Source organism: Paenibacillus segetis (genome assembly GCF_014639155.1).
GTDB lineage: Bacteria > Bacillota > Bacilli > Paenibacillales > Paenibacillaceae > Fontibacillus > Fontibacillus segetis.
Genome location: NZ_BMFT01000002.1, coordinates 319,575 through 345,823, shown reverse-complemented (window position 1 = coordinate 345,823; position 26,249 = coordinate 319,575). Strand labels below are relative to the sequence as shown.

19 protein-coding genes are annotated in these 26,249 nt (G+C 42.2%); 1 reads left to right on the top strand and 18 read right to left on the bottom strand.

What is annotated here, in order from left to right; genetic code table 11:
* Positions 1–41: 41 nt before the first annotated feature.
* The 18 genes from IEW05_RS17725 to IEW05_RS17640 all read right to left on the bottom strand — a co-directional run bounded on the left by IEW05_RS17725 (position 42) and on the right by IEW05_RS17640 (position 24,733).
* On the bottom strand, positions 42–1,775 hold the full coding sequence (locus tag IEW05_RS17725) for an extracellular solute-binding protein (RefSeq protein WP_188541183.1): 1,734 nt from the start codon (positions 1,773–1,775) through the stop codon (positions 42–44).
* A 124-nt stretch (positions 1,776–1,899) separates the two neighbouring features.
* Positions 1,900–3,240: a helix-turn-helix domain-containing protein gene (locus IEW05_RS17720; protein WP_188541182.1), complete on the bottom strand. Its 1,341-nt coding sequence runs from the start codon at positions 3,238–3,240 to the stop codon at positions 1,900–1,902.
* A 1-nt stretch (position 3,241) separates the two neighbouring features.
* Complete coding sequence (locus IEW05_RS17715; protein ID WP_188541181.1) at positions 3,242–4,981, bottom strand: sensor histidine kinase; 1,740 nt, start codon at positions 4,979–4,981, stop codon at positions 3,242–3,244.
* Between the two features lie 127 nt (positions 4,982–5,108).
* On the bottom strand, positions 5,109–5,942 hold the full coding sequence (locus IEW05_RS17710) for an MBL fold metallo-hydrolase (protein ID WP_229753542.1): 834 nt from the start codon (positions 5,940–5,942) through the stop codon (positions 5,109–5,111).
* 207 nt (positions 5,943–6,149) lie between these two features.
* Positions 6,150–8,171 (bottom strand): chemotaxis protein CheA, encoded by a 2,022-nt coding sequence (locus tag IEW05_RS17705; RefSeq protein WP_188541179.1) that lies wholly within the window; start codon positions 8,169–8,171, stop codon positions 6,150–6,152.
* 7 nt (positions 8,172–8,178) lie between these two features.
* Positions 8,179–8,604, bottom strand: a complete 426-nt coding sequence (locus tag IEW05_RS17700; protein ID WP_308420440.1) for a chemotaxis protein CheW — start codon at positions 8,602–8,604, stop codon at positions 8,179–8,181.
* Between the two features lie 32 nt (positions 8,605–8,636).
* The gene (locus IEW05_RS17695) at positions 8,637–10,235 is read right to left on the bottom strand and encodes a methyl-accepting chemotaxis protein (RefSeq protein WP_188541177.1); all 1,599 of its coding nucleotides are present in this window, start codon (positions 10,233–10,235) and stop codon (positions 8,637–8,639) included.
* A 402-nt stretch (positions 10,236–10,637) separates the two neighbouring features.
* Positions 10,638–11,291: a response regulator transcription factor gene (locus IEW05_RS17690; protein WP_188541176.1), complete on the bottom strand. Its 654-nt coding sequence runs from the start codon at positions 11,289–11,291 to the stop codon at positions 10,638–10,640.
* A 24-nt stretch (positions 11,292–11,315) separates the two neighbouring features.
* Positions 11,316–13,112 (bottom strand): response regulator, encoded by a 1,797-nt coding sequence (locus IEW05_RS17685; RefSeq protein ID WP_188541175.1) that lies wholly within the window; start codon positions 13,110–13,112, stop codon positions 11,316–11,318.
* Positions 13,113–13,429: 317 nt separating this feature from the next.
* Positions 13,430–14,242: a MerR family transcriptional regulator gene (locus IEW05_RS17680; protein ID WP_188541174.1), complete on the bottom strand. Its 813-nt coding sequence runs from the start codon at positions 14,240–14,242 to the stop codon at positions 13,430–13,432.
* 131 nt (positions 14,243–14,373) lie between these two features.
* On the bottom strand, positions 14,374–15,393 hold the full coding sequence (locus IEW05_RS17675; RefSeq protein WP_188541173.1) for an extracellular solute-binding protein: 1,020 nt from the start codon (positions 15,391–15,393) through the stop codon (positions 14,374–14,376).
* A 110-nt stretch (positions 15,394–15,503) separates the two neighbouring features.
* Positions 15,504–16,583, bottom strand: coding sequence for an ABC transporter ATP-binding protein (locus IEW05_RS17670; RefSeq protein WP_188541172.1), 1,080 nt, complete (start codon positions 16,581–16,583; stop codon positions 15,504–15,506).
* Positions 16,584–16,607: 24 nt separating this feature from the next.
* On the bottom strand, positions 16,608–18,266 hold the full coding sequence (locus IEW05_RS17665; protein WP_188541171.1) for an ABC transporter permease: 1,659 nt from the start codon (positions 18,264–18,266) through the stop codon (positions 16,608–16,610).
* Positions 18,267–18,356: 90 nt separating this feature from the next.
* Complete coding sequence (locus IEW05_RS17660; protein ID WP_188541170.1) at positions 18,357–19,394, bottom strand: ABC transporter substrate-binding protein; 1,038 nt, start codon at positions 19,392–19,394, stop codon at positions 18,357–18,359.
* A gap of 22 nt (positions 19,395–19,416) precedes the next feature.
* Entirely contained in the window at positions 19,417–20,205 is a 789-nt protein-coding gene (locus IEW05_RS17655) for a DUF3919 family protein (RefSeq protein WP_188541169.1), read from the bottom strand.
* A gap of 61 nt (positions 20,206–20,266) precedes the next feature.
* On the bottom strand, positions 20,267–21,682 hold the full coding sequence (locus IEW05_RS17650; protein WP_188541168.1) for a sensor histidine kinase: 1,416 nt from the start codon (positions 21,680–21,682) through the stop codon (positions 20,267–20,269).
* A gap of 3 nt (positions 21,683–21,685) precedes the next feature.
* Entirely contained in the window at positions 21,686–22,354 is a 669-nt protein-coding gene (locus tag IEW05_RS17645) for a response regulator transcription factor (protein ID WP_188541167.1), read from the bottom strand.
* A 231-nt stretch (positions 22,355–22,585) separates the two neighbouring features.
* Positions 22,586–24,733, bottom strand: coding sequence for a M28 family peptidase (locus IEW05_RS17640; RefSeq protein ID WP_188541166.1), 2,148 nt, complete (start codon positions 24,731–24,733; stop codon positions 22,586–22,588).
* 550 nt (positions 24,734–25,283) lie between these two features.
* Here IEW05_RS17640 and IEW05_RS17635 point away from each other — a divergent pair.
* A complete protein-coding gene (locus IEW05_RS17635; RefSeq protein ID WP_188541165.1) occupies positions 25,284–25,970 on the top strand; it encodes a DUF559 domain-containing protein in 687 nt (228 codons plus the stop codon).
* Positions 25,971–26,249: the final 279 nt, after the last annotated feature.

Sequence of the window (26,249 nt, the reverse complement as noted above, 5' to 3'; positions counted from 1 at the left end):
AGTTTACCCGACTCACCTCACCCGTTTACTGCTCCTATGAATTATTTCGTAGCTTCCGTGCTATACCATTCATTGACCTCGTCAATAATTTTATTACCGCCAAGTGCCTTCCAGCTATCAACGAATTTATCGAAATCATCAACAGAGCTGCCCATGACAATCTTGGTGAAGGACTCTTGCATCAACTTATCTAGCTGACCGCCCTTTTCCACTATCGTTGCTGTAGGAAGTCCATAGAATTCGTTGTACACAAATTGTTGATTTTCTTTTATTTGCCGTGTTAATCCCCAGCCACCGTCTTTCGCAACTCGGCTAAAGTATGAACCCCAGTTTATGCCTTTGGTAGCGTTGGATGTGTCACCTGCTAGGTATTCTGTTGTCGCTTTAAACGAATCATAAACATTCTTATAATTTGCATCTTCTACTGTAATTTCAGTCTGATTGGCATCGAGCGCTTTGTTCACTTCGGTGTAAATCGTTTCAATATCAGCAGGGTTGGCAATCCGTGGGTTAAACCAGTTGTATACATAGCCATCTGCTGCTTTGTTCTTATCCTTGTATTTCTTACTACCAACTTCGATGTAGAAATTGAGCATCTTAATCGCTGCTTCTGGGTTCTTCGCCTTTTTGTTCACGACGAAAATTTTATTACTGCGGATTTTTGGCACGAGTGATTTAGCCGGACCATCGATCCCTGGAAGTTGAAGGGCGATCCATTCTGCCTTCGGATCTTTGTCTACGCTGGAGTTAAGTGGCCAGTTTGGATACCACCATTCACCGTAGGAAATACCCACTTTACCTGCAACCAGATCTTCTACCGCTTTATTCTCATCTTTCAGTGCGAACTCTTTATCAATAATTCCATCTTTATACCACGATTGTAGCTTCCCAAGTGCAGTCTTCACTTCAGGCTGAATTAATCCTGGGATTAACTTACCATCATCACCTTTAATCCAAGCGGATTGGTTATCACCAACGGAAGGATATGCACCGAATCCGTTAAAGAAACCTCTGACATCAAATCCCCAGAAGAACAGGTTCTTTTGCAAGGCTATACCGTAAGTGTCATTCTTACCGTTCTGATCTGGGTCATTGTGCGTAAATGCTTGTGCAACTTTCTCAAGCTCATCGATCGTCTTCGGTGCCTGCAAGCCTAGATTATTCAGCCAATCTTGACGTACCCATAATATCTGTGTAGATAAGAAAGGATCTTCAAAGGCAGGGATACCTAATTGCTTACCATCCTCACTGAACGTTTTCATCGCGAATCCACCGTCGGACTCCATATAAGCCTTAAGTGCCGGAGATGCATATTGGGCATAAGCCTCTGTCAGGTCAGCGAGCATGCCTTGTTTTTTGAGTTTCTCGTAATTCTTCTGGTCAACTTCTATCACATCTGGTAGATCTCCGGATGCCATAGCAAGTGAGAATTTCTGCTCATACTGGGCAGAAGGAACTGTCCATTTGTATTTCACTTCAATGTTCATCATCTCTTTGAGATCTTTCAGGTAGGCATTTTGTTCTGGTGTAATTCCACTTGGAGTTCTTGGATCTTCCGGTGGATTAAAGGCAAGCACTTCCGTAACAGTGACAGTTTCTGGATATTTCCCTAGTGGATCTGGAGCTGTGGCAGTATTTGTGGCACTGTTCGTTGGTTCCTCTTTCGGCGTGGATGGTGCATTCGCATTTTCATTCCCTTTGCTTCCACATGCTGACAATAATGAAAGAATCATTGTTACTGCCAACATCATTTTCCACGGTCTCATTTTTTTCATTTGAACGCTTTCCCCCTTTGTATGCTGCAATTCATGTCATTAACTGTGTTTCTAGTTATTATTCTAGGGTCACGGGAATGCGCTTACAATTTCGTTTTTTTTACATCACTTTCACTTTATTTACTCATTTTGAATTTCGATATTCCTGTGGAGAAAGGCCCATCTTACGTTTAAAGAATGTCGTAAAGTAGGAGGGAGACTCAAAACCGACCCGGATTGCGATTTCATTTAATTTCAAAGTTGTATTCTCCATCAGTTGAATAGCGACTTGGAGTTTCGTCGATTGGATATACTCTAATAAATTTTGACCGGTTATCTGTTTATAATAGCGAGATAAATAAGATGGATTTAAATGCACCTCTTCGGCAATCGAGGTAAGCGATATATCTCCAGATAGATTCTCCTGTACAAAATGGTGGATTTGTTCGATGATGATCGTCTTGAAATCTTCCTGTTCGATTCCTCCAGCTTTATGCATCGTATCTTCAAGTTGACTTAGTTTCTCAAGGTCCAAGATCAGCATATGCTGCCCTAGTACAGCTCTCTTAACAATCATGGTACGCATAGCTTCAGCTTGGAGATGAATCGATTCCCAATGGTTAAGTAAATCGCCAGATATGCCGAATGATACGTTCGCTCCTAATAGCTCTTCACACTCATTCTGTACAAGCTCCAATATCCCCCTCATATAAGCAACGATCCCATGCCAATTCAAGCCTGGATCTGGATAGCCTCCACGAAAGCGATTCAGCAAACCTTCATCTGGTTGAAGCAACCAGATAAACACGCGATCATCATAACTGACTTCTTCACAGGCAATAGATGCAGGCAAGTGATCACGGAAAATGCGTCTAACAGATGGAGGAATCTTAAATTTAAAATCATCCAATCGATCCACGATGCCAACAAGAAAGAACGCAGGACGATCCAGCGCAATACCGAAATCCACATCTTTGTAACGTGGATCTTCCAGTAGAGAAGTGATGGACTCTCCGCCCAGTACCCGTTCCAGCAGCTCTCCCTTGAGAAAGGAATTAGCGATTTGATAGTGCATTTGCGCCTTTTCCAACTGGAGTCTACGCCGATTCTCTTCTTCTAGCTTGTCGACTGCCGTCTTCACCGCTTGGAAGATAGGCTCAATCCCTTCCGTTTTCAGAATGTAATTGTCCACATTTTTGCGGATCGCTTCGTATACATAATCAAATTCACTATACCCTGTAAGGAAAATCACTCGGCATAATGGCCAATAATAGAGAATTTCATCGACAAGCTGCAGGCCATTCTTCTGCGGCATGCGAATATCGCTAACCAAGATATCCAGTTTAGTTTTCTTAGCTATTTCAAGCGCTTCACTCGAGGAGTAAGCCTTCCGTATATCAAGCTCTAATTCTGAATTATCCTGGAACAGTTGAACTAGTCCATTCACAATCACAGGTTCGTCATCTACGATTAGTAATCTATACATGTTATACTTCCTCGCTCTCGTATTTAACTATAAGTTCTACCTTCAATCCCTCATACTTGCTACGGGAGACAAACAAGCCACTGCCTGGCCCGTATTTCAATTGAAGTCTGTTATTCACGTTAATTAATCCCGTCTTCTCAACTTGTTTCAGACCCATCGCGAGTTTCTTCTGCAGGTGCTCAATAGCCTCATCTTTCAGAAGCGTGCCGTTATCTTCAACCGTAATGCACACCATACCTTCCTCACATTCGGCACCAATATAGACAACCCCATGCTGGGTATCATCTTCGAACGCATGCTCAAATATGTTCTCAACGATCGGCTGAATAATCAGTCTCGGTACTAGAATCGTATTCGATAAGGAAGAAATTTCTTCATATTCGAAGGAGATACGATTTGAGAAACGAATACACTGAATCTCGCAATAATCAAGCGCATGCTGATACTCCTTAAAGAAAGGCACCTCGTCAGATCCACTTCTCGTGATGTATTGGTAGTAGCTTCCTAGCTTTTGTGATAGCTCAGCCGCACTGTCAGAATCGCCTACTTTACACATCATATAAATATTAAAGAAGCTGTTATAGAGAAAATGTGGGTTAATCTGTGACTGCAACTGCTTCAACTGTGAATGCTGCAAGGCAATTTTCTGTTCATAATTCTCCTCAATAGAGCGTTTAAGTCTGGAAGCCATGCGATTAAAGCTTTGAAATATATAGTGAAACTCATCTTTGGTCTTAGACTCAATGACTAAATCAAGATTATCCGTCTCTACCATACGAAATGTCTTAACTAATTTGGATAAGGGTCTATGAATCATTAAATTCACCGAATAAGCATAAAGTATCATCACCGCAATAGCGATAAGGAATGAGACATAGAGTAAGGTATTAAACTGATTTAATGGCCGTGTGATTTCATTCTGATTCACATACATGATCAAGGAAAGATTGAGGGAACTGATAAAGTTATGTGCAATAAAGTAACTTGTACCGTTTACCTTATTTATTTCCGGGACCTCTGAATTAAAATGCTCCTCTTTGGAGATTAACTTAAGAACTGCTGAAGATACTGTATGATCCTCTGTTGTAGATAACACATTCCCCATATCACTGCTCCCAAGAAATACTTCCGATTCTTGATATAAGGTTGCGATTTGACTTAGTGCCTCCAATAGTTTTTCTTTTGAGAGTTCAATATACGACCACAATTCTTCATTTCCCCCTGTTTCTATAAGGAAGATCGCATCACCATCCCTATAAAATGAAGGCTTCTGCTTCACGTTAAGTAACGAGGAAATTCTTTCATACTCCTCATTAGGTGTGGCCGTTACCCCCGTCTCACCAGAGATCGTCTTGCCTAGTGACTTAACATATACGCCAGCATTCACTACATAATCACTTGAGGAAATAATCCGATTTAGTAGATCTCTAGCATTATCGATAAGTTCTACCTCTTCATACTTCTCTATGCTTCCACCACGAAAACTAAGTTTCTGGACATTCTTATCTTCTTGAAGTTGTAATTGTTCATTACGGATGAAATAGATCTCTTTATCCAGTTGCTTGGAATAGAACGATGCTCCCGCTAAAGATGAATCCAAGATTGCATTTTTTGTAAACGACGTCCCCTTGTAATTCACCCAAATATTCATCGACATGAGCGGAATCAGAAAGACGATAAAGACGATAACAACTTTCTGATAGACGAACCATTTTACTTTTCCTGTAGCCAGTAGCTTCATTCCCTACCTCCATCTCTACTCAGTTCACAGAACTCTATGAAAAAAAACCCGTAAAGTAACCTTTTCTCCAAGGGAAGATTTACGGGTAATGACTATTCTCTTATTTATGGATAACACCAACATCACTTCATGTTAAGGAGACTTTCATCCCATCATAGGAAATAATAAAGCCCTCATCTGCCGTACGCTCAACTAAAGTATCGTGCAACTCCGCGCTGTAATGGGAGAAATGAGTGAGAATAAATGATGTTCTAGCGTCACAACTATTTTGCTCAAGCAATCTTTCTTTTACAATACGGCAACCGGATATCCCCATATGATAATCATATCGATCCTCTAGCCCATAGTTACAATCAAGACTAACTACGTCTAGGTGCTTACCACGGAGATAGTCAAAGGTTTCACCACTGAAGACACCGCTATCGTTGCCGTATAAGAATCTGGTATTGTTCTGCTCAAGTAGAAAGATAAAGCTACGTTCATCAGGCTTATGATGGGCTGGCAAAGCGGTTACCGTCACCTCTCCTAACGTGAAGGGAACAAAAGGCTGGATAACATGAAACTCGTAGAAGGGGTTTTCAATTGTATCGGTGCCATAATCATTGCGAATAGCTGATTTCATCGCCTGTTCGACCGCTTCATTTCCATAAATCTGCAGCCGTTTCCCGCTCTCTTGCAAATGACAATACCAATGTTCATGCCTCATCATCAGCTCCGCCGCCGCAAAATGATCTGTATGTGAATGAGTTACAATCAAATGATTAACTTTCCCTAAATCTAATTTATAGCGCAGCTTATTCATATACATGTCAGGTGAGAAATCCAGAAGTAAATCAGAATTAATAAGCGCTCCTGTACGAGCACGAATATTTTTCCCTCCAAGCTCCGTCGCTTGAATGCAACGATCACATTGGCAGAATAAGGCAGGATAACCCTCGCTTGCTCCAGTTCCTAAATACATAAGTTCCACGGTATCATCTCCCGGCATATTATGTGATAGCGCTTACCTGTATGCGTAAAATAAGAAATGTGTCGAAAGCTGACGACAAACGCTACATAACGAATAATGAGCGCAAATCCATTTTTCGTCAAGGACCTTCATTGGAAATTTCGCTCTTGATAGCACTAAGAAGTATCTCTAAATATAAAAGGGAGCCCATGGCTCCCCTTACATAACAGTTCTCCGAACAAGATGGTTAATAATCTCCGGTACCTCTAATATTAGAGCTACTTTTCCATCTCCTAATATAGTAGAACCGGCGATTCCATCAACTTTACCAATATAAGAACCTAGCGCCTTAATGACAATCTCTTGATTACCAAGCAGTTCGTCTACAGCTAAAGCCATTCTTTTTTCTGCTGATCCCACAATTACTAACTGAATATACTCTCGCCGTTGTTCACTTCTGACTATGTTGAAATTGTCATGCAGCCAGATGATCGGAATGATCTGATCACGTAGTAGAATAACGGACTGTCCTCGAACGGTGTGAATATCATGGTGGGGAATTCTCACAATCTCCGTGATGTTGTTCATCGGGATAATAAAAGTTTGATCATGTAGCTTCACTAGCAAACCAACGATAATCGCCAGCGTTAATGGAAGCTTGATCTGGAACCTCGTCCCTTGTCCCAAGGTTGTCTCTATATCAATCAAGCCGTTTAGCTTCTCGATATGGCTCCTAACGATGTCCATACCCACGCCGCGTCCAGATATATCGCTGACCTGACTAGCTGTCGAAAATCCCGGCCTAAAAATGAGATCAATCGCCTCTCGATCACTCAGCATCATCGCTTCTTCAGCAGAAATGATTCCCTTGTCTAGGGCTGACTTTACCATTTTGGCTGGATCAATCCCTGCACCATCATCTTCAACATAGATAGCGATCTGATTATCTTCATGAGCCGCTCGAATTGTAAGTGTCCCCTTGCGATTCTTACCGTTCATTTCTCTTTGCTCAGGTCGCTCGATGCCGTGGTCTGCCGCATTCCGAATCAAGTGAATGAGTGGATCTGATATTTCCTCAATTAAAGTCCGGTCTAATTCCGTGTCTTTTCCGTCTATAACCAGTTCAATATCTTTATCTAAATCACGGCTTAGATCACGAACCATGCGGGGAAAACGGTTAAACAGTTGCTCGATCGGAAGCATCCTTGCTTTCATAACACTTTCCTGTAAGTCACCTATAATACGTGTAAGATGATCCGATATTTGGCCAAGCTCATTCACCGAATCATCAGAGAATCTTCTTCTTTGTGTGCGCTCTACTTGGTGAATTCGCGTATGATCGATTACAAGCTCACCTACTAAATTCATGAGATGATCAAGCCGCTCTACGCTCACGCGAATCGTCTGTGACTTGGAGGTACCCTTCTGTACTTGTTCTTCATTTATGACTTTCTCAGGGACTTCCGTTTCTGCTTCGATTCTTCTACTAAGAGACTCTCTATCTATGGGTGGTAGGGGCTCTACCATTAAAGAGGTCACTTCGGTTAACGTGGATACGAGTTCTTCCAACCTCTGACTACTATGACTTCCTGTAAAAAGAAATTGGAATTCGTGAGCCTCATTACTTTGTTCAAAGGCCATATCTATGTCCGGAACAGAATGAAGAATCTCACCCCATGAGCTGATTCTTGAGTAAATCACATAGAACCGTGCTCCTTTTATGGTACAGTCGGCGGATAGTTGTAGTGTAATCCAATATACATTAAGCCCCTGATCCTCGGCATTCTGAACTTTTAACTCTGTTTCTAGTTTCAGTTTGGGCATTGAGATAGGTTCTGTTGCCACCGGTAATGTCCATGTTTGTGGCAGATGGCTAAAATTCTGAAGATCGCGTATCCTCTTCGATACATCTGTTATAGCTCCATCATCACGCAGAATATCTTCTTTCAATTCTCTCAAGCTATCCATCGATTTAAAAAGAAGATCAATGAGCGCAACCGTTATTCTAAGCGTCTTACTTCTTACCTGTTCCAACAGATGCTCCATCTCATGGGTTAATTGTTTCATTTCCTCATAACCCATTACTGCTGAAGACCCCTTCAAGGTATGAGCCGCCCGAAAAAGACTTTGAATAACCTGATCGGTTTCCCCTTCTTGCTCTAAGCTCAGGATAGCTCCGTCCATGATCTGTAGCTGCTCCTCTAGCTCCTCCAGAAAGACCTCTCTATATTCAGATATCACTCTTCGTTCACTCCTGTTCGCGAAGTAAGACTTCATTTAGCTTTAAGATAGCCACCATACCATTATCCGTTAGACCGATACCTACAAAATAATTCCCAGCTATACCACCTATACGCTCAGGAGGCGATTGAATATCATCGAATGTCGCAACTTTATTTACACGGTCTACGATAATTCCTACCGTATCCTCTTCATGGTGAACCACGATAATCCGCGTCGCCTTCGAATATTCTTTCTCTTCCAAATCAAACAAATTACGCAGACTAATGACGGGCACGATATTACCCCTAAGATTAATGACCCCTTTGACATAGGATCTAACATTAGGAATCTGGGTAATGTCCTGGATCTTAATAATTTCATAAATATCCTGAATCCCAATGGCATACTGCTCTTTATCAATACAAAATTCAATATATTGGACTTGCCCCATGATCTGCATAACCCCCTCCCATATCCTATCTGTTATTTAATTTTGAAAATAGAGACTGCACCGTTCAGATCCTCCGCTAGCTGTGCCAAGGATTGCGCCGTTGATGCTGTTTCTTGACTGCTTGCCGCCGCTTCTTCCGTAGCAGCGGATATGCTTTCGATCGAGGCCATTACCTCTGAAGATTGCGCGGCTTGTTCTTCACTTGCAGCGGCTATTTCCGTAACTTTATATGCCGTCTCGGTCACCATTGAGATGATACTATCAAACGCTTCACCGGTTCTTTGCGAGGCAAGCACCCCCTCTTCTACCGCTTTTACGCTTTGCTGCGTATTTTCTTGCATTCCTTTAATGATTTTCGTAATTTGCTTGGTTGCCTCGCCACTTCGCTCGGCTAGTTTCCGTACTTCATCGGCTACAACCGCAAACCCACGGCCCTGATCTCCTGCACGGGCTGCCTCAATAGCTGCATTCAAGGCAAGCAGATTCGTTTGTTCAGCAATATCATCGATAACTTCAATAATCTCACCGATTTTATTCGAATCCCCTACCAGTCGGAACATTTGCTCATTCACATGAGTCATCCCATCAATAGAGACCCGAACCACCTTACCCCCATCCTGTGCAATGCTCATCGTTCGATCGGACAGCTCTGATGCTTGTTCTGCGCCCCGAGCTACCGAATTAATGGCATGAGATAACTCCCCAAACAACTCGTTCATCGTTTGAGCTGCACTCGCTTGGCTCATACTCCCGCTTGCGATTTCTTCGGTGCTTGCAGATATTTGTTGTGAGGCCGCAGAGACCGTTTCCGCAGAGACCAATATTTCACCAACCGTTTGTCTTAGGTTAAGAACCATATCATTTACCGATTTAGCCAGTACTCCAACTTCATCTTTGGAATTAATTTCTGACGTCTCACTTAAATCACCCTGCGCTACTTTACCTACCAACTGTACTACTCGATTTAATGGTCTTGCGATAACTTGAGAGATGACATACCCTAGACCAACGCTGAGGACAAGCGCAACAAGAATGACAGCTATCGTAATTGTACGAGAGGACTTATATAGGTCACTTGCGTAAGCGCCCGAACCCTCTGCCTGCTTCATATTGACCTCAATCAAGCCTTGTAGAATGTTGGTCAAATCCGTCGTTGCCGTTTGTAGATCACTTTTACTTAAATAATCTGTGTATTCTTCATTATTTATGTTCGTATTGTTAATCTCTATTGCGTCATCCAAGCCAGTGGTATATCGTTGCCATACCGCAGAATAACCTTTCATAATTTCCAGTTCATCTGCTCTTAGGGCAGTGTTGGTGTATTTTTCAATAATAGTCTCAATTTGCTTAACGTTATCTAAAATCTTATTCTTATATTCGGTGCGCTCCGCATCTGTTTTCGCCCTTGAATTGATATCCCGAGTGTTAATTCGGTTCTGTAAAAATAGTTCATTCACTTCGCCCAGATAGGCAATAGGAGTTAGCCGGTTGTTATACATATCAACAATGGATTCATCCATTTTATTCAAATTGCTAATTCCATAAAATCCAACTCCGCACAATATAGCAGAGACAATAACAAATGCCGTAATTAGTTTGACCGTTGTCTTCATATTCGTAAACCACTTCATGTTTCAACACCCCATCCTCAATTTGTGTAATGCTTATGTAACCAAACTAGTAAATCTACGTTCTCCAATTTAGAGTCAGGACCTTACCACCCTAATGCACTAAAGCTAAATTTATGAATTCCCCCCCGTTTCTGTCAGATAGATGATTTGTGAAAGTGACATGCTCTTATGTAGTTCTGTAGCTCTATCTTCTTAGGACTTTATATCATTACAATTTTTAAGAATTAGGACCATCATAAACTGAGGGGAGACTTTGGTAACCGAAAAAAAATTGTGTGATCACGCAAAATTTATGCGACATCCCGCAACGTAAATCCACGCAGAAAAATCCCGAACACACCCAACGTGTACGGGATAGCACAATTTTTATTCGTTATTAAGCGTAAATGATGGTTAAGCTACTCATTGAATAAGGTCAGAATCTGTCAGAATCCCCAATTGCTTCGCCTTCATCACGGCTTCAATCCTTGATTTAACATTCAGCCTTTGAAATAACTTGGTAAGACAATATTCTAGTGAACGTTGACTCATCAATACATACTCTGCAATTTCTCGGTTACTCCTACCTTTGGTTATTTCTTTTAAAATGATATACTCCCGATTGCTAATCGTGGGGGTCTCTCCCTCCATACCATCTGAAATTTTAAGAGTTGTTCTCCTCAACTGTCTCACTAAGGAAGTCGGAAGAATAACTTCTCCCTTTAGAGCATAACGAATCGTCGTTATCAGCTGCTCCCTGCTCATCGTTTTGAGGATAAATCCATGTATGCCCGTTTCGATCATCAAGTTAAAGTGGTCATATATATCAAAGCCCGTGTAGATTAATATGATGGCGTCTGGGTGCATGGTTAGCACTTGTTTGGCCAATTCAATCCCATTATCATCTGCCATGTATAAATCTAATAACATAACATCAAATGTATTAGAGCTAACTAGCTCTAGGACTTCCTGCGCCGAATTTGCCAGACACACCTCCATATCTTCTTCTTGTTCGAGCATCACTCTGGTTCCTTCCATGACCGATGGATGATCGTCAGCCAACAGAATTTGAATCAAAACGCCACCACCTCTATCCGTGTATTATTCCGTATCAGACTTGGCGGGTATAGATATATAGATAGCAAGTCCATTATTCACAGAAGAAAAAAATTCTATTATCCCATCCATACTACGAACTCGTTCCCTCATACCGTATATACCCATACCTGTAAGCGACTCTTCCTTCCAATTTTGGCCCATACCAATTCCATTATCCTCATAGTCCAAACGTATTCGTTCTCCTTGACTGGATAATTGAATGTGAACCTCTGTTGCGGAAGAGTGTTTTGTAGCATTAGCTAAGAGTTCCTGTACAATACGATATAACCCAATGGTCATATTTTCGTGTAATGTATGCTTGAACTGCATTGCATTAAACCGAATACTGTAATCACTACGTAACTGTGTAAAATCAAATAAGGTCTTAAGCGAGGAAATAAGTCCTGCTTTTAATAGCATCGGTGGTCTTAGTTCATTACACGCAATCCTTATTTGATCAATAACATCCAGCAGACCTTCCGCAATTTGTCCAAGCTGCTGGTGAAGATCCTGAGGAATGTCCTGATCCGTTAAGAGTAGATCCAACTTGCGATATAATATGATCTGCTCTTGAAGTGCAGCATCATGTAAATCTTGAGAGAGACGTCTTCTCTCATTCTCAGATAAATTAAACAATAAGCGTAGAAGCCATGTTGGAGCAACCTGCCTCGGAATAGCGCGTTCTAACTCTGTCGTTATATCGCCAATTAATAAGAAGTTATCGAACAGCGTATTAACATACCGACTAGTGGTTTCCAACCAAACTTTCAAGGCTGGAGTTTTTAAAAAGTCGATTTCCTCATCAATACATAGCAAATAGCTCTTCCCTTTGACCTCACCGATCTTAAGAGAGCAACCCTTGTCATTTTCGATAACTTCACATATTTTATCGTCGTTATCCGTAGTCTCAATCAAACTGACCAATGTAACCTGCAATATGTCCTGTACTTCTTTCACAAACCGCTGTTCCAATTGACTCATCTTCATCACACCAACAAGATCACGGGAAAATTGGTCCAAGCTTCTCTGCAGACGAGAATACATGTCCTCGCTTTCCTGAATGGTTTGCTCTGTGAATATGCTATGATTCTTTTTCAATTGGGTAGGTTCCCTTAATTCACGAAAAAGTGAAATCGCAGCATTTACCCCATTATACGTAATGGTGTTAGCTATCACCTCAACATCAATCATTGACCCATCCGCACGTAATACCTTGTATTCAACACGCGGAGAAATCATATACTGCTCATAGAGACTCTTCATACGAGCCGCTGCTATTCCAGTATAATCTGGGTGAATCCAATCGAAAATAGGTCTTCCGATCAATTCGTTTAGGCTTGAAACCCCAAATAGATCAAGACCTGCAGGATTCACATATACAAATTTATAATCACTATGCAGAACAATCGCTTCCGATAACATAGCTCGGTTATTTCGATCCCTACGAAGCTGCATATAAATTCGTGCAACGACTTCCATAGGGTTATAAGGCTTGGCAATATAATCATCGGCTCCAATGGAGAAGTCCATTAGTTTCACACAATCGGTAGGTCCGGTCATTATCAGAATAATCGGTGTTTGTGAGAACATACGAATCTCTTTACATAATTCAATACCATCACGATCAGGCAGCAATGTATCAATGACAATAATATCAAATACCTGCTGTCCCACATAACAAAGTGCCTGCTCAGCAGTCCCGGCTTTAACTATGCTCTGAAATCCCTCTTTACTCAGTAAATCCTCAATACTCAATAATTCTCGATCGTCACCCACTAGTAAAATAGCTTCTGTCAGCATATCTAACTATCCTCTTCACTATATTCAAATGGAAACTCTTAGATTTAATACCTTTGAAGAAAGAAATTCGTAAATATTTATATCAAAAAAAAGATATGAGTTAAGTCACAAAATGATAAATAGTATTGTAATGATAGCACACCCATAACGAAATAGAGTAACCCACATTTTGTTATATTGGCTTTAGATCCCTTGAAATGCATTATTATGAAATAGATGCCGAATAGCATTATAGAAAACTTCACTCTATCTACGCAATAAAGCCCAGCAATGGACTAGACCACCGCTGGGCTTTACTGTTTATTCAAAATAACTTATTACTTCTTAACGGGAAAGCATACTTCTGTAACCCAGTGATCTGGATTGGGATCCATCGCAGGACTTACATGATAGATCGTGAACATTGGACCGTCAAATTCATATTGATTGTCCGTAATCCAGTTAGCTACCGAGATATTAACCTCTCTCAATAGGGCGTAACTCCCCTTTAACATAGAGGAGGCAACCGTGATTGGTGCGACCTTTTTGAACTTTACATACTCTGTATCCTTATAGTTACCCACAACAGAGAGCTGAATTTCGACATCTACATCGCTTTCTTTAAACCCCTCATCGTGAAATACCGCCAAGCTGTAACATGGATTGGCAACTTGCAGAGTGTCCCCTGCTTCCTGCTCCATCCTCGTCCATAACTGCCCTTCCTGATCATACGCAGGTATCACATCTCTAAGGCTCGCTACATATCTCTCCGGAATTTCTTTCAAGATGACCTCATAGTTCATCATTCCACAATCCTCCCCTAGTCTTTGAATCGTGTTCTGGAGGAGTGCCAGCTTTCTTTGCAGTGCCTCCTCCTCCTCTTGCATTTGAGCGTGCTGAATAACCAGGTGCTTCCGTAAACTCTCTGCATCATCATACTCCGTAAGAATCTGTCCGATCGCTGGAATTCCAAACCCTAGACCCTTCAGCACCTGTATTCTATGTGCAACGGTTAATTGCTCCGCACGATAATAACGGTACCCTGTAGAGTCATCTACATGGTCTGGAATGAGCAGGCCAAGCTCATTGTAATGTCGCAGCATTCGGATACTAATTCTCGATAGCTTTGAGAAATCTCCTATTCTAAACATAACAATCCTTTCTACCGGTAAATTTGAGCTCATCTATAGAATGAAGTATGACATAGTGAGAGAGTCAAGAGGTGCATGATAAATCACCTTCATCCGCAGAATGAAGGTGATTTATATTAAGTATATTAGCCCTAGTGTTCATTCACCTCCCGCCACTTTGCAAGCAATTCCTCCCGATGTTCAGCAGCGAGGTCGAATCGATACGACGTCAGCAATTTTTCCAGCTTAACTGAAGCTAACAAAGGATGAACCTTAATATTTGAAATTACAGGTAAAGAAAATGCCGAGTTCATGTAATCTGTTTGGGCATTCTTCGACAATACAAAGTCAACAAGCTTCTTCGCGGCAGCTTTGTTGTCTCCGCTTTTCAATATGGACACAGCTCCCACCTCCCAACCTGCCTGCGGAGGAATAGCGGAGTATATCGCGTAGCCAGAATTCGTAAATCGTAGCTGATCTCCCATAAAACTAACGACAGCAGCCACTTCCCCTACCGCAAGTCGCTGTGCGGAGCTGATTCCCGAGAAGGTGGTAGAGGAGCTTTGTAGCTTAAGCGCGTGCATAAGTGTTATGGCCTCATCCTCGCCTCGTTCCTGAGCGAGCGAGGCCAACACGGTATACCCCGTTCCAGAGGTTTCCGGATCAGGAATTTCTATTTTTCCCTTAAGCTCTGGGCGTAGCAGGTCTTCGTATCGTTCTGGTAATGGTAAAGAAGCGAGCAACGGGTCCTGCTCCCATACTTGCTTGTTCACACCAATCGCCAGCGCTCCCATATACATCCCCGTCCAATAGCCCGATTTGTCCTTGTATACTTCGGGAATCTGGTCACTCATACGCGATGAATACCGAATTAATTTCCCACTACTCTTCAATTGCTCATGAAGGTCAGCAGGACCGCCAAGGACAACATCAATCCCCGTCTTATTCATCGATAACAGATGATAACTAGCCTCTCCGCCTGACATCCGAATGACCTCGTACGGCACCCCGGTCTCCTTCTTAAATTTCTCTAATAGAATACGCGCCTCATCCTCTTGAAAAACAACGTATACTTTGAGCGGCTGATTGCTTTGCTGCCCGGGATAGAGCGATATAAGAGCAAGTACGACGGCCACCATAACCAATAAAATAATCATGCCTCTTTTTCTCAAGTTTGTACGTCTCCCCCCGTTGAATAAGTCCACAACCACTCATCCGATGTTTTAAACTACGCCAAAAAAGGAAAACGATTGTTTTCCTTTTTGGCTTCTATTCCACTACATTAATTGACCTTCTTGATGATATGGACTTTATCAGCCGTTGCATTCATGGGCACTATTCCCTCGAAGGTCTTCTGTCCAATATCATAAGCGTCGACGATCCATTCCTTACCGACTTCATCAACTAAGAAATATCGTTCTTTCTCCCCTAGAAACATGGATGATTTGATGATCCCTGTAACATTAAACTCGCCGAACTCAGGCTGATTTAAACGCAGGGATTCAGGTCTTACACTTAGTAGGACTTCTTCACCATCAACGAATTTCTCATCTGAAGCAATAGTAATCGTATCCCCGACTTGACCATAACGCACGGTCACCTTACCGCCTTCACTATGCACAACTATGGCCTCAGTAAAATTCGTCGTACCAATGAAATCTGCAACATATTGCGTGCGTGGTTCATAATAAATCTCATGTGGCGTACCGTACTGATCAATCGCACCTTTATTAAAGACGACAATTTGATCGGACATCGATAAAGCTTCTAGCTGGTCATGTGTGACGTAGATTACAGTTAAGCCTAGGTCCTGTTGGATCGTCCGTAGCTCAACACGCACCTCTTCACGTAATTTTGCATCTAAGTTACTGAGGGGCTCATCCAATAGAATAATGGGCGAGTTCATGACCAAAGCCCGAGCCATAGCTACACGTTGCTGTTGACCACCCGACATTTCATGCGGATAGCGTTCTTCAAGCCCGGTTAATTTAACCTGTGCCATAGCACCCTCAACCCGCTGCTGTACTTCCGCTTCAGGTGTTTTCTTAATATCTAGCCCATAGGCAATATTATCAAATACCGTCATATGCGGGAATAATGCATATTCCTGGAACACCATCGGTGTACCCCGCTTATATGGTGGTAGGTCATTTACAAGCTTCCCGTCAATCCATACCTCACCCTCATCAACAGAGTAGAAACCAGCGATGGATCTTAGCAATGTCGTCTTGCCGCAACCACTCGGCCCTAGAAAGGTAATGAACTTACCTCGTTCAATTTGCAGGTTAATATTCTTCAGGACGTGGTTATTACCAAATACTTTATTCACATTTTTCAAATCGAGTAGCACTTTGGAATCCATCCGTATTCACTCCCTTCTCTATCATTAGAAATCAAATATTTTGACTTTTGAGCGGAAGATCAGCTTGATTACTCCCAGCGTACCTAACGTTGCACCCATCAGCCCGACGGCCACAGCAGCTGCCCAGTAGTACGTTCCCGTTTCGGCGTAATTAAAGATCGATACAGCTGCAACAACCCATTTCGGCGTTATTAGGAAGATAATTGTACTTAAGGTATTCATATTTTTCATGAACGCATAGACAAAGTTTGCTACGACGGTTTTTTGCAACATTGGGAATACGATCGTTGTCAGCGTCTTACGGCTGTTCGCACCCAGGTTGGTTGCTGCTTCTTCAATCGATTTGTCCACTTGTTTGAAGGATGCGGTTAGACCGCGATACCCAACCGGCATCTGTTTGAGTAGCATGGCGATGACAATGAGCGCCGCAGATCCCTGCAAAACGATCGGACCCTTGCTGAAAGCGACAATAAGAGCAAGACCAACAAATGTCCCTGGAAGCGCAATTGGAAGAACCGCGCTGAAATCGAGTATTCTTTTACCCGGAAAAGGTTTGCGGACGACGATATAAGCGAGAACTAGAGCAAACGCCACCGCGAGTACGGCACTAATTAACGATAAGACTAAGCTGTTCAAGACGGCTGGACTGGATGAACTGAATACAACTTTCATAATATGATCCAGTGTGAACGTATTATCTCTACCGAAGTTTCTTGTAAAGGCAAATAGAATCGTAATCGCAAACATCGAGATAATGAACAACGAAATCAAGCTGTTAAACGTAAAGAGTAGTGCATCTGTCTTCTTGGATGTTGTGATCCGTTTCAACCCGGATACCGGTTTGCCCGTAATCGTGGAGTAGGAACCCTTAGATAGAATTTTATTCTGAACCCAGAATACAATTAGTGCGGGAATCACCAAGATAATCCCCATAACCGAAGCAAGTCCTGCCTCGTTATTAATGATTTCTCCGTAAATTTCAACAGCCAGAAGTGTATAGTTACCACCAATAAGCTTAGGATTTCCGAAATCCGCAAAGCAGTTAATGGCTACCAATAGAAATGCATTAATGACACCTGGAAGCGCAAGTTTGAACGTAATGGTACGGAACAGCTTAAAGCCTCTTGCTCCAAGATTCTGTGCTGCAATCTCCAAATTTGGAGATATCGACCGCAGCACGCCGGTTATGGTCATGTAAGCCAGAGGAAAGTAAGAAATCGTCTGAACGATCCACAAGCCCGGAAGCCCGTACAGATCAAGTTCGAAATTAAAGTTGGTATTTAACCATTGAGAGATCATACCACCACGACCGAACAAGAGTAGGAATGCCAAACCACTCATTACTGAAGGAGCTAGCAACGGGATAAAGGCAATAAATCTAAAAAACTTCTTGCCCCTGATATTGCTGTAATGAATAGCGTAAGCGTATATGAACCCGATTACGGTAGCCGTTAGCGCGGATAACGACGAACTGACCACTGTATTTAATAAAGCCTTACCGTAACGTGGCTTGCTAAAAAATGTTGCCCAATTATCGAAGCCTGATGTGAACACGACGACAATTAACGGATAGATGACAAACAAGATAAGGAAAGCAAAACTAGTTAATACAAGTACGAGTGACGATGGATCTTTGAAGAGCCTGTTGATCGACTCCCCAATGCCTTTTTTTTCTTTCATCATAGGGGGCGACTCCCACCTTTCTGCAATCTATTAAGGGGCATGAACATTTGGCCATTTAGTTATGGCTGCCATGCCCCTATAGCGGCTCTTTTATTTCAAATCCTTCAGTGCACTTTGCAGATCTTTACGTTGGGAAGCCGCTTTTAACAAATCATAAGCAGAGTTATACTTTGTTGTTTTGATATCAATACCACCATCTGGGATCGGTACAGATGCTTTGACGGACACCGCGTAAGCGGATTGTGTATACAACTGGCCTGGCTCATTTGTAAGCATATAATCCATTAACTTCTTCGCAGCTTCTGTATTTGGTCCGCCCTTCACAATGGACAAAGCGCCAACTTCAAATCCAGCGGCTTCAGGGACAACACTAACGATCGGATTGCCTTGGTATTTAATCTTCAACTGGTCGCCCAAGAAAGTCACTCCAATGGTATACTCGCCTTTGGCAGCCTTTTGAATCGGCTCAATACCGGACTTCGGTCTTTCCTTCAAGTTAGGCAACAACTGCTTGATGTAGTTCAACATCTCATCTTCACCCCATACTTGGGCTAGAGAAGCTACTGCTGTATAAGCGGTACCCGACGTTGCTGGATCGGACATACCGATCTCACCTTTGAATTTTGGATCAAGTAAGTCCTTGAAGGTCTCAGGATAAGGATCGCTACCGTACTTTTCTTTCCACCGCTCTTCGTTAACCCCGATTGCAATGGGGTTGAGATAGAATCCTGTCCAAAATCCATCCTTGTCTTTCAAACCATCAGGAATATCAGAAGCATTTGGTGAAACATAGGATTCTAGTGAACCTGCCTCTTTTAATACTTGGTGAGAGTCCGCTGGTCCACCCATGAGGAAATCTGCTTGCGGGTTTCCCATCTCGTTCTGTACACGAGATACGGCTTCACCACTTGGTAGTCGCAAAATATCATAATCAATGCCAGTCTCCGCTTTGAATTTATCTAGTATCTTACGAGCTTCTTCCTCTTGGAAGATGGAGTATACGGTGATTTTCTGTTTTTCTTTGCCACCGAATACTCCTGATTTGTACATAAAGAACCCCGCTACCAATACAACAACAATGACCGATAAAATAATGACTGAGCTACTGCTTTTTTTATTTCTCGCCATTTCTTAAACCATCCCTTCATGATCAATATGAGGCATCGTTTAATGTGAAATAGGCTCTTTGATTCGTCTCATCCAGCAGATCGTACACCACGATGTAAGCGCTATTATATCGATCCAAATGGATCCAGTGCTTCTTTGCTCTATAGTCACCCGTAAGTTGAATGACAAAATGAGCATCTGGCGGTTGTTGCAAGTCATTAAAATGGCTGAAATCAATAATACGCGTAGACGCCGTAATCTGTGAGGTTAATATCTTTCTCTCTTTTTGCGAGAGGGCTGTAAGAACACCTTCTTCAAGTGAGAACACGTCGTTTTTCTTGTTCTCCACCGCAGCTCCAATTGTTGATGTAGTTAAGATCTTATCAATGAGTGTGCTCTGCAGCTTACGAATATTAGCGCTCACATTAAGCGAATTGACCAACTCCTGACCGAACTGAAACGCATTCGTCTCAACCTGAAATGGAATATCCTCTTGATCCAGATAAGCCATTGTCCCCGTCAGCAGTAATCTTGGAACCTGCTTCCGTTCACGCTGCGTACCTGAAGTTAATAATCCTGAGAATGAAGATTTCAATTTCAGCAATTCCTTCGGATCCTCAATGGAGATGGTTCCTAGACCTGGATAGGTGATATCCACGCGCATCGGGACACCTGCAACACGATCGAGACGATCCTGCTGTGGAGGTACGATATACACCACGTCAACAGGAATGCGAAAGGTATACGCGCAAATGCCGATTAATACACTACCCACAATGACTTGTAACAAGATGAGGCGAAACCATGAAAGCCCTTTCTTATCCTCTGGCATCTACTTTAACCTCCACATATATCAGAAAAATTTTAGATTTGTATCACTTTTGTAACAGCGCTTACATGGGTTGATTTATAGGAAATTGTAGCTGGACTTCCGTCCCTTGGCCCTCTTTACTACGGATAGAGATACTCCCACCCTGAAGCTCCATAAACTGCTTACAGATAGGTAAACCCAGACCATGCGATTCATCCGAGATAATACGATCTTGCTTCTCCTCTGAAGGCAGAAATAACGTCTGTTGCTCCTGCTCAGATATCCCTTTGCCATTATCCATAATCCGAACTAATCCATAGTCTTCTTGTTCCATAAGTTCAATATGAAGTTGCGTGCATTCACTATGTTTGATGGCATTATCAATCACGTTGAACAGAACCTGCTGGGTGCGCTTTGGATCTAAATAAACGTTACAAGGTGAGATCTTCACCGTGGTTGCTATCGCTGATTTCTGAAGGGTTGGCTGAAGAATGCGTAAGCTATCCGTAATGATGGCTCCTAAATCGGCCTGTTCGAGCGTAATGCGCCAGGCTTCATCGCCCTTAAGTGACGTCTGAAGCAGATCTTCCACCATATTTAATAGACGTGTGCTCTCTTTACGAATGTAGATATTGCAGTCCTGTATATCTTCCATCCGGTTCATTCTCGCAATTAAATCCGAAAACCCGATAATGGATGTGAGTGGTGTTTTTAACTCATGGGTAATGTTGTCATAAAAAGCTTTCTGTTTGCCCTGTTCATAATGCAACATCTCGATATGATGTTGAAGAGCATCCGACATGTGGTTGAAGTCCTTTGCTAATTCACCCACTTCATCCTGACTATGGACCCCGATTTTTCTGCTGAAATCACCAACAGACACAAGCTTAAGTGCCTGCTGTAGTGCATGCAGAGGCCTCATCAAAAAGGATGAGAAAGAGTAGCTTGCAAGAAGTGAAAAGATTAAACAGCCAAGTGCTGCCCCGATGAACCACGAGCGCATCTGATGCAGCGTCTCTATATTCTCATGAAGGTCTAGCAAATAACGAAATCCCCCTACCATCTTCTCCTCATACCAGAAAGGTACCGAATATATTAAATATTGCGTCCCTTCTCCTGCTGTAATAACGGTAGTTGTCTTTCCTGTAAGCGCTGTCTTAATATCGTTGCGTTTGAGTAAATTTTCCTTATCACTGCTACTGCCGACAATGGTCTCATCTAACGCGAACAGTTGCACTTGGAAGTTACTATTGGAAGCAAGATGTGAGGCAATAAATGGGGCGTACTTACCTGAAAACAATTGATCTATGTTAATTTTCTGATCACTAACAATCTTCAACGCCTCAATACGGTGTAATGCAGAGTACTGACTTAAGGTCTGGGTATCGCGTTCGATCATGCTCTTATTGAGCGTATAATTGACGATAAAATACATCGCCGTTAGTAGCATGACAATGGTAACGGCATGCTGAATGAACATTTTATTACGCAGCCCCATACTCTATACCTCCAGCTTATAGCCTGTTCCATGAACGGTAGCGACAAGATGCTCATGGGGTTTCATTTTCTCCCGCAGGCGATTTACCATCATATCCACAGAGCGCGTATGCCCATAATAATCATATCCCCAGACTTGGTCGAGCAGATCTTCACGGGTAAATACCTTTTTAGGATTGGTACATAATAACCACATGAAATCAAACTCTTTACTTGTCATTTTGAGCTGTTGACCGGCTATTTTACAAGAACGCTCATTCTTGTCAATTTCAACAATTCCGATCCTGATGATATCGGGTGGCGAGGTTGTTACCTTCATCCGCCGCATCACAGCCTTAATGCGTTCGATTAATTCCCTAGTCTCAAAGGGCTTCGTTAGGTAATCATCTGCCCCCAGTTGAAAGCCTAGTATTTTGTCATTCATTTCATTCTTAGCGGTAAGTACAATAACTGGAATCGTCTTATACTGTTGCTGTAGTAACTGAAGTAGCTCGAATCCAGAACGGTCAGGCAACATTAGATCAAGTAATATCAGATGGGTCAGTCCGGCTTCAAGCTCAAGCAATCCCTCGGCTACAGTACCGACAGCCTTCGGCTGATATCCCTCGACCTCTAGACTTAATTTAAGCAGCATTTGGATGCTAGGATCGTCTTCAATAATTAATATATTCATACGTAACCCCCTTTTCCCTTCATGCTATTCTTCTATTAAGGACATAGAATATAACTAGTATTTTTATATTACTCTATATCATAACGGATAGTTCTATAGAAGCACATGGTACATTAATTTACATTATTTGTAGATCCCGTCACCTAGCCATAATATATGGATGCAAACAAATAAGAACCCCAGAATACCGGCACACTTTCAAGTGCCCATATCCTGGGGTTCTATTTCCGCTTACTCCGCTATGACTTGCAGCTTTCCTTCAATGGCTGTGATAGCCGCCACTTCTTGCTCTATCGTTGTTTTTAATAAACTCTTTTGGTTCTCTGCCGCTGTACGAAGTGCTCCAATTTCGGAATCCACTTTCGGGTCTTTCGCATCATATTTCTCTTGAAGGCTATTGATAACGTCATATAAATCTTCATGTCCAACAACCCTTGTATGTCCCCAGCTCAATCGATCTGCAGGTTGATCCAAGACTTGATTCGTAAAGAAATCAAAGGTTTCACGATCGAAACTGTAGGCATACCAGTTGTTGTCTACCAAGAACAGATCATTATCCAAAGCTGTTTTCACATCGCCTTTTTCAAGTGACTCTAGCGATTTGTTAATGGCTTCAAGGTTATTTTGCGCGTGCTCATGAGGGAAAATTTGCACATCCTCCCACGTTAATTTAACGAGACTTTCTTGGGCATCACGGTAAATTTCACGCAGCTTGTTATTAAACTCTTTATTCTCTTCAAGTAACTTTTTCGCTTGCTTATCATCGCCTGCAACAAGTGCAGCCTTATAGTCAGCATTGATCTTGTTAACCTTATCTGTCACTTTCTGTGCCGTAGCAATCGTGCGATCAATCGCTTCTAATAAAGGCTGGGGATCTGTGCCAGCAGCGATATCAGCATCAGAGTTGATCGTTTCCTTCATTGCTTTAAAACGTTCGGTGAAATCTAGCGGCATTACTGCCGTATTATCATAAGCCGCAACTAACATTCCGTATAGATTGTGATGGAACCGGAATGCCTTCTCGTTATAAGTTGATTCATTATCAAACTGGGAATGATAGTGCGTCTTCATGAAATCAGAATCTTGAAAATCATTACGGAGTGAAGGAATTCCACCCAATGAGTACGAGAAGTCGTCTGACCACGTACGCAAAGGAGAAACGACACTAATTCCGTCTTTATACACGCCCTCAACCGCAGGTACCCCTTTGGCAAATTCAGTTAAGAACTGATCTAATTCATACACGGATCTGATTTCATCGGCAGAGGTATGCTCAAAAGCTGGCAATTCAAAGTTGATATTTGCTACCGCTTTATCCTGCCATTCCGGACGAGCCTTGAACAGTTGATTATACGCTCCCGTTGACCAGTCGTATCTAGTATTGGAAATTCCCCATTCCTCAGCTGCCTGCGCAACGAATACAATGGTCTTCTCCGGCTGAAATCCACTGTCTATCAACCCTTTGGCAACGCCGGCCAATAAGCCAATTGCGGAGGAGTCATCTTGGAATCCATCGAAATAAGCATCATAATGCGCGCTGAGCAGAATGATGGAATCTTTATCCTTACCCGGGATTTCGCCAAAAATATTGTAGGATTTCACATCCTTCTCAACGACCGACTTCGCATCGAAGGTGACTTTCAACGTCTGTTGACCCGTCTCCTTCATCAGTGCGATCATGGCATCTGCATCTTTTCTGGAAATAGAGAACGCCGGAGCATCATCAGGCCCGCATATATCCTGGGCATTCAATGCCTCTGGATCAATCTCTCCATAGCCACCTTGTTGCGCAGCCAATACAGCTTTTGCACCTTTTAATGAAGCTTGATAAGCAGGGTAGTTAATCCACCACTCATCCCTCTGATTGATATCAATTAAGACTAACTTTCCCTTTACATCTAGGTTAGCCAGTTCTTGCTTTGTACCTTTCCCGGCATAAATAACTTCGAATGTCTCCGGGCCATCCGTTACAAAGTTAACCTGATATCCACCTAGCACTAATTCATGACTCTTATTATCTTTATCTACATAAGTTAGATCAGCTTTTTCAAACTCCCAGCCATCTACCTTAATTTCATCCTTGGTTACATTCTTTAATCCAATCTTCTTAAACTCACTGGCAAGCATCTCACCCGCAGCAAACTCTGCCTTGGAACCGCTTGGTCTGTACCCTAGTTTCTCGTTAGATTTAAAAGTCGTCAGCTTCTTCGTCAGTTCTAAAGAATAATTCGTGTCTACCTTCTCCAAATACTTTGAGGTACTCCATTGCTCCTTAGACGAAGCTTCCTCCTTAGATCCAGATCCAAACTTCGATACGAGAACATATCCTGCGATGAGTATGGCGATAATGACCACCACAAATGTAACCTTTTTTTTCAATTACTTGTCTCCTCCAATGTGTTTGTAATTTTGTCACAAATAGAAATATATCAGCATAATTCACCGATATCAATCAATATTTTCGTATATTCAGGAGAAAAGATAAGAAAATACCATGTTTTCTCTATTTTATTCTGCAATCTCTTATTTTCCTTGAAAACGCTCTCGGAGTGCCCAAGCTTTTTGTGGCGCTAGCTGTTTCAAACTCAACAACTCACTTTAACAGGAAAAACTCCCGCTAATTTGTCTGGCTACCCACTATTTTCCTTGTATAGCTGGAATTTCTCCTGTTAATTCAGCTAATTACCATTCATTTTAGTTTGAAGCTTCAAATTAGATGGAGAAATTCCAGTTAAGTTCTTACGCAGAATGATATATTCAATTTACATGGCGAAATTCCAGTTAATTTACTACATTCGAACTAGTGGCTAGTCATAAATAAGCGCATATCCTATAATAGGAACCAGAGACGAAGAACGTCCCGTTATCACTCCATGGAGTGGACGGGACGTTTTGTGTTTTTAGGCGCATATTAGGAGGGGGAGAACAAATGAGTGGGAGTTTTGTAGCTTTTGAAGAGATACATAACTCGTTTATGCAGAAACATCTAGCTAATCGAACAGGGGAGCGTCGCAGAAGACTGGAGCAAGGTCACCGCCATGCTGAATCCTTATTTCTACGTAATGTTTGGTGGCCACTTCGTGGCAATTTTCAAGATCTTCATCCTGAGTACGAAGTTCTCGACTGGCGAGGTAGGTCATACTTTGCTGACTTAGCTTGGATACCGGGATATGTGAAGCTTATTATTGAAATTAAGGGATATTCTACGCATGTAAGAGATATGGACCGTCATAAATATTGCAATGAACTGAACCGTGAGACGTTCCTCCATGCCATGGGATATAACGTCATTTCCTTCGCTTATGATGATGTGGAGCAGCAACCTGATCTGTGCATCACACTACTTCGTATGATATTAAGCAGATATCAACCAGCAACTCCCCCTATATCTCGGGCAATTCTAGCTGAGAAAGAAATCATCCGACTAGCTCTCCAGTTAGCAAGATGCATTAGGCCAAAAGATGTAGAGGATCACTTCTGCATCGACCACAAAACTGCAGTCCTTATGCTGAAGAGGTTATGCGAAAAAGGATGGCTACTGCCTTCGCCGCGTGGTAAAGGTAAGCGAATCGTCCAATACGAATTAACACACGACATCCTGCAATATCTTGATTAGCATAACTTGATTAGTCTACATATTGCCTACCTTTAAGCCTAACCTGATTAGCGGGAAATTCTCCCGTTAAATCCCTTACTACTCCTACTTTTAAATTACCTAACTGGAAATTCTCCTGTTAATTTAGCAAGAATGAAGCTCCTTTAGCAATCTGTGTTAAATTAACGGGAGTTATTCCCGTTAGAGTGACTTAACTGCCTGATTACTTTAATTAACTGGAGGATTTCCATTTAAATATGCGTAGCGTATATTGGCTGACCTATTTGAGGATCACCACCA

Coding starts and splice junctions, on each gene's coding strand:
- IEW05_RS17725 (WP_188541183.1), bottom strand. CDS start 1,775: ATGAAAAAAATGAGACCGTGGAAAATGATGTTGGCAGTAACAATGATT.
- IEW05_RS17720 (WP_188541182.1), bottom strand. CDS start 3,240: ATGTATAGATTACTAATCGTAGATGACGAACCTGTGATTGTGAATGGA.
- IEW05_RS17715 (WP_188541181.1), bottom strand. CDS start 4,981: ATGAAGCTACTGGCTACAGGAAAAGTAAAATGGTTCGTCTATCAGAAA.
- IEW05_RS17710 (WP_229753542.1), bottom strand. CDS start 5,942: ATGTATTTAGGAACTGGAGCAAGCGAGGGTTATCCTGCCTTATTCTGC.
- IEW05_RS17700 (WP_308420440.1), bottom strand. CDS start 8,604: ATGGGGCAAGTCCAATATATTGAATTTTGTATTGATAAAGAGCAGTAT.
- IEW05_RS17695 (WP_188541177.1), bottom strand. CDS start 10,235: ATGAAGTGGTTTACGAATATGAAGACAACGGTCAAACTAATTACGGCA.
- IEW05_RS17685 (WP_188541175.1), bottom strand. CDS start 13,112: ATGCTGACAGAAGCTATTTTACTAGTGGGTGACGATCGAGAATTATTG.
- IEW05_RS17680 (WP_188541174.1), bottom strand. CDS start 14,242: ATGTTTAGAATAGGAGATTTCTCAAAGCTATCGAGAATTAGTATCCGA.
- IEW05_RS17670 (WP_188541172.1), bottom strand. CDS start 16,583: ATGGATTCCAAAGTGCTACTCGATTTGAAAAATGTGAATAAAGTATTT.
- IEW05_RS17665 (WP_188541171.1), bottom strand. CDS start 18,266: ATGATGAAAGAAAAAAAAGGCATTGGGGAGTCGATCAACAGGCTCTTC.
- IEW05_RS17660 (WP_188541170.1), bottom strand. CDS start 19,394: ATGGCGAGAAATAAAAAAAGCAGTAGCTCAGTCATTATTTTATCGGTC.
- IEW05_RS17655 (WP_188541169.1), bottom strand. CDS start 20,205: ATGCCAGAGGATAAGAAAGGGCTTTCATGGTTTCGCCTCATCTTGTTA.
- IEW05_RS17650 (WP_188541168.1), bottom strand. CDS start 21,682: ATGGGGCTGCGTAATAAAATGTTCATTCAGCATGCCGTTACCATTGTC.
- IEW05_RS17645 (WP_188541167.1), bottom strand. CDS start 22,354: ATGAATATATTAATTATTGAAGACGATCCTAGCATCCAAATGCTGCTT.
- IEW05_RS17635 (WP_188541165.1), top strand. CDS start 25,284: ATGAGTGGGAGTTTTGTAGCTTTTGAAGAGATACATAACTCGTTTATG.